This window comes from Streptomyces katrae (assembly GCF_000966975.1).
In the GTDB taxonomy this organism is placed as follows: Bacteria; Actinomycetota; Actinomycetes; order Streptomycetales; family Streptomycetaceae; genus Streptomyces; species Streptomyces katrae.
The window spans coordinates 1-1,715 of sequence record NZ_JZWV01000863.1; the positions used below are offsets into that span (position 1 = coordinate 1).

The 1,715-nt window shown below is 73.2% G+C and carries 2 protein-coding genes; both read right to left on the bottom strand.

Annotated features, from left to right (window positions below):
• Positions 1-62: 62 nt before the first annotated feature.
• A complete protein-coding gene (locus VR44_RS28290; RefSeq protein ID WP_045950447.1) occupies positions 63-884 on the bottom strand; it encodes an endo alpha-1,4 polygalactosaminidase in 822 nt (273 codons plus the stop codon).
• On the bottom strand, positions 881-1,561 hold the full coding sequence (locus VR44_RS28295; RefSeq protein ID WP_045950448.1) for a spherulation-specific family 4 protein: 681 nt from the start codon (positions 1,559-1,561) through the stop codon (positions 881-883). The genes VR44_RS28290 and VR44_RS28295 overlap by 4 nt, the downstream gene beginning before the upstream one ends.
• Positions 1,562-1,715 lie beyond the last annotated feature (154 nt).

A 1,715-nucleotide genomic window follows, 5' to 3' on the forward strand; every position in this document is an offset into this window, starting at 1 on the left:
GGGGAGGCGGGTGGGCAGCCACCGGCCGGCCCCCACCCCTCGCGGGGGAGATGGCGGGCCCGTCAGCAGGGCTTTCGCCAGGGGCCCAGGTCGTATTTCTTTTCCATTGAGCTCAGCCTCAACTCCTTCGAGCGGGCGCAGAACTCGTTCGTCGAGCGTTCGTATTCGACGTGGAAGACCGCCTTGTCCGCCTTGATGAAGGGGGTCAGGCTGTCGCATTCCTCGTACTGGGCGCATTGTTCGTTGACCGCGAAGTCGAAGTCGCCCACCAGGTCCGGGATTTGGTCCAGGTCGTTCTTCAGGCCCACCGCCAGGCCCCTGTCGTGGGCCAGGCGGGCGATCAGGCGGTTGTAGGTCAGTTGGTGCGCGGAGGTGAGGGGGAAGCCCGTCTTGTTCTTGTAGCCGTCCATGTTGTCCGGTTCGACCGCGTCGAAGCCCTTGTCGCGGCACATGTCGAAGCGTTTGGCCATCAGGGGTTCCAGGGCGGAGGTCTGGCGGATGTCCAGCCAGCGTTCGCCCTTCCAGCCGTTGCCCTCGCCGAGGAGGGACTTGGGGAAGGCGTCCGCGTCGGGGCGGAAGTCCTCCCAGGCGCCCGTGGAGACGTAGCAGATGGTGCGGCGCCCGGCCGAGCGCAGGGCCGCCACTTGTTCCTTCGTCGTGTTGAACCCGTCGATGTCGTACACCGGCACCTTCACCGAGGTGTCCAGCTGCCCCGTCAGCTGCCACTGCCAGGCCGTCCCCGGCCGGGGCTGCCAGCGGCCGCCCGGGGACGCGGAGGGCTGCGGGGGCGGGGTCTGTCCGTCGTCGCCGTCGTCGGGGTCGGCCGTGCAGGCGGCGGTGAGCAGGAGCAGGGCCGTGACCGCCACGGCGGTGAAACGCTTCATCCTGCGGTCTCCAAGGCGTGCGGGAGGGTTCCCCACGGGTGTGCGCCGGTGCCGGGGACGGCGCAGTGGACCGCCGCGTGCCGTTCGGCGGCCAGGGCGGCGGCCGGGGCGTTCGGCGGGACGGCGTAGACCAGGTGGCAGAAGCGGTCGGCGGGGTGGTCGGCGGTCCAGGGGGGCGGGGTGGCGGAGCCGTCGCGGTAGGCGTCCCAGGGCCCCTCGAAGGTGACGAGGAGGTCGGCGAGGGCGGCGTAGCCGGGGTGCGGGTGGACTCCGTGGTTCAGGACCAGGGTACGGGCTCCGGCCGCGCGGGCTGCGACGGCGAGGCGGCCGTAGTGGGGCAGGAGTTCGGGGCCGGAGGCGGCCTGGTCGAGGAAGGCGCCGTCGGCGGCGTACCAGTCGCGGTGGCGCAGCAGGTCCTGGACCACGTCGGCGTGGGGCCTGCGCCCGTAGTCGGTGTCGGTGTAGCCGAGGACGGGCACGCCGGCGTCCTTCAGCCGGGCGGCGACGGCGGCGAAGCGCTCGTCGGGGGCCTCGCCCGGTCCGCTGGCGGGGTTGAGGACGACGGAGTGCAGCCGGCCGGCGCCGGCGATGAGCCGCTCCCAGGCCTCGGGCCGGTCGGCGGGATGCTCGTAGAGCGGGACCAGAAGCACGGGGGCCTCCTCGGGGCGCGGGGTCATCGGTGGGCCGTCGCACGGCCGAGGAGCAGGCAGACGAGTACGGACAGCACGGCCGCGGCGGCGCCGGCCACCGCCAGCTGGACCAGCCGGGGCTGGCCGGCCCCGGCCAGCAGGGCCAGGCTCTGGGCGGCGGCCGCGGCGGCGCAGACCACGG